Source organism: Synechococcus sp. MU1655, assembly GCF_023630655.1.
GTDB lineage: Bacteria > Cyanobacteriota > Cyanobacteriia > PCC-6307 > Cyanobiaceae > Synechococcus_C.
The window spans coordinates 1-2,878 of sequence record NZ_JAKUHK010000248.1 but is presented as its reverse complement, the minus strand read 5'-3'; the positions used below and the strand labels follow the sequence as shown (position 1 = coordinate 2,878).

Sequence of the window (2,878 nt, the reverse complement as noted above, 5' to 3'; positions counted from 1 at the left end):
GAAGAAACGGCTGTGGGAATTGATTGCTGCCCCGTTTAGCGAGTCAAGGCATACCAGTGAACTGAGGGTCCGGCGCATTGAGGGTTTGAGGTCTTGCGGCAAACTGCTCTTCGATGGTCAGCAAGCCTCTGCAGGAGGTGTCCTGGCACCAATATTGATTGTGTCGTTCTCCTTCCCACTAGACCTTTTCAGCGCGTGGATCCAGAGCAGATAGTTGCCTTCAATCCACTCGGCGTTGAGCATCACACCCTGATGAAGAGGGTAAGAGCTCCACTCCAACAACGAGACAGAGCCCCAGCGCAACAAACCAAGAGGAAGGCCGCCCTTCCGAGTGGAAAGACGGCCTAACTCGCTCGTTTATGCATGGATCAACCCATCACTACGGAAAAGATGAGGGGTCGAAGCATCTGGCTAGAGGCGTCCTGGGGCCATTTGCTCTAGGTGTTGGGTCTGTTTCTCCTAGGGCACCTAGGGCGGTGCAAGCGGAGCGTCGATGGCGTGACGTATCTGATGTGTACCTACCAATCGACCAACCCAGGTCATTGTTGAGACTGTTGGAGCAGGGGCCAGAAAGTCAGTCTGCTTCTGCGATCTGCGCTGGTGGAGTGTCGACTGTCATTAGCTCCTCCGATCTCGATGCACACATTTTCTATCCGTTGAACGCTTCTTGCCATCGGTCAAATCGCGCATTGCCTTCCATGGCAAAACCACCAATAGTGGGAATGGTGTGCTCAAGCTCGGTTGTAGAGCACGACTGATGCGACATCGATGCATCGCGCTATGGCTGGCGGTCTAGATGCTTTTCGGGGCTTTGGCCCTCACCGCGGAGCTGCACCAAAACCACCTGCGACTAGATCAGGCTGGCTTGTTTAGGCGCCCCCGAGCTTGTTCATCGATGGGACAAACGTTCAGCAGGCAAGTGTCGGAAGCGGCCAAGCCGAGATCTTTCGGCACTGCGCTTATTCTTGTTTTCGCCCCTTTTATGCACCATATTAAGTGCCTTCTTGATACCTTCGGCCCCTATATATAGCGTTTGCTAGGAAGATCTTTCTTGCTCGTTAATTCTGATTGCTTTGTGGTTGCCGTGTACACATTTGGTCTCGAAGCTACGGTGCCCCGACCTCTAAGCAGTGTTATTCAGTGCATTGAAAAAACGATTATCTGTTCTCGCGCAGTGGGCTCTTTATCGGGCTCTTTGGCGTGATCCCTTGGTCACACAACCGATAGATCAAACGTCGATTACTTGAGAACTGTGTCCTCATTTCCGTTTGGGATCTCAAGGGGCAATGAGATGTTGTTCATATCAGTTAAGGCGGGCGATGGTTTGATTGAACTTGAAGCCGTCAGTTCATGCCGATCACCTCATTCCAGCTGATTGCATCAGTCCCATCCTTGATCAAGCGATGCGGCTGTTAATTGCTCTGGTTCCGCTTCCAATGTTTCCGGTAGACGCCCAAGTGATCGGACCATTGCCGCGGATCTCAGCCATGGTTCCTGATCCAGTTCTTGTCGACTTCCCGGCCGGTCTGGCCCTCGATCGGAGCTCTGATTGGGATTGAGTTCGGTTGTTTCGCCAGCCCTGATTCGGTTCCTACTCTCTGCGATACAAGAACTTGCCGTATTGTTAAAAGACGTTGGTCCCCCAAAAGGGACGCAGTTCGATCTCAAGCAAGCAACGGGGTTTGAGGCGCTGTCGTTCGTTCCCATGAATACCCTCCTTCTGATCAAAGAAAAAGAGCTGAAGTCACAACGCCTTCATGATGCTCAGCGGAGTTTTTCTGCCCATTCAGAGGGCATCGATTACAAGTCTGCTCATCTGTCACCAGCCAAGCTTGCTTCACGTGCAAGCTGAGCATTAGCTGAATTAGTTGCAACGCTAACCCCCGCAGGTGCGGGGTTTTTTATGACCTACTGACTTGCCAGTAAAGCTAGAACTGCCCAATGCAGCCAGCTACAGGAACCCTGTGAGCGAAATCACAGCCACTGTTGAGCCAGGTTATCGAGTGAACTGCTGAATTCGGAGATGGTGAGTTCACCGGAGGCGAAAGCTTCCACCACCCCCTAAATCCATGAAAACGCCAAAGCTAAGCGGAATTGCTGTTGCCGTGACATCTGTTTGTGTGATTACAAGTACAACATTTGCAAATGCTCAATCCATCCAAAAAGTGACCAATCCTTCGGCTTGTGCCAGTAAAATTCTTAATCGTGGAGCCGTCTCTAATAAACCTCACAAAGCTGTCAAAGAAGCCTATGCTTTGTGGAACAATCTTGCGAAAGAAAAGGGTTATAAAAACTTTAAGGCGGCCAAGAATCCCAAGGTGGTGCTCACATATCTTCCCCTTTACAAGCCCACTGGGAAAAGTGCATGGAAAGGAAACGTACTGGCTTTCCCCTGTAAATAAATCTCTTAGTTGTGATATTCAGTGCAGGCAGCTTCCTGTGCCCCTTTTGGGTGTTGTCTATCTTTCGGTCTGTCCTCCATGGTCTTAGGCTTCCTGGTGAAATCATCATGCCCCGCCTCGAGCGGGTTTTTGTTGAGATCCCAGGATTTAGCAGGGCTGACTAACAATAGGCTAAATAGCATTCGGTTAAGTCTTCATTTAGAGAATGACTCAGTTGGTTTCAGTTTCTTCTGTCAAGTCAACTTGAGGATGTCAACATTAATCTTTGCTGTACTGCTTAATCCTTTCGATCTGTTCTGGTGCCCTGTTTTCGTCAAGGTTTCTGAGTTCTGGTCTTCAATGAGAGCCATCTTTGGGCCGGGTTTTAGTTGTTCGTTCAATTGGTTTAATGTTATCTGTATTGTATCTAGATCCACTTGTTATGGGCATCGGTCATGCTCTTATTGATCGCTATATGCTTGAAATCAGAGAAAGAA

Annotated in this window: 4 protein-coding genes; all 4 read left to right on the top strand. The window is 49.6% G+C overall.

The window, feature by feature from the left end; all coding sequences use genetic code 11:
* On the top strand, positions 1 to 214 hold a 214-nt coding region (locus NCN04_RS10165), incomplete at its 5' end, for a hypothetical protein (RefSeq protein WP_250396018.1).
* A 1,120-nt stretch (positions 215 to 1,334) separates the two neighbouring features.
* Entirely contained in the window at positions 1,335 to 1,559 is a 225-nt protein-coding gene (locus NCN04_RS10160; protein ID WP_048347226.1) for a hypothetical protein, read from the top strand.
* The gene (locus NCN04_RS10155) at positions 1,556 to 1,852 is read left to right on the top strand and encodes a hypothetical protein (protein WP_250396017.1); all 297 of its coding nucleotides are present in this window, start codon (positions 1,556 to 1,558) and stop codon (positions 1,850 to 1,852) included. The genes NCN04_RS10160 and NCN04_RS10155 overlap by 4 nt, the downstream gene beginning before the upstream one ends.
* Before the next feature lie 217 nt (positions 1,853 to 2,069).
* Positions 2,070 to 2,402 (top strand): hypothetical protein, encoded by a 333-nt coding sequence (locus NCN04_RS10150; protein WP_250396016.1) that lies wholly within the window; start codon positions 2,070 to 2,072, stop codon positions 2,400 to 2,402.
* Positions 2,403 to 2,878 lie beyond the last annotated feature (476 nt).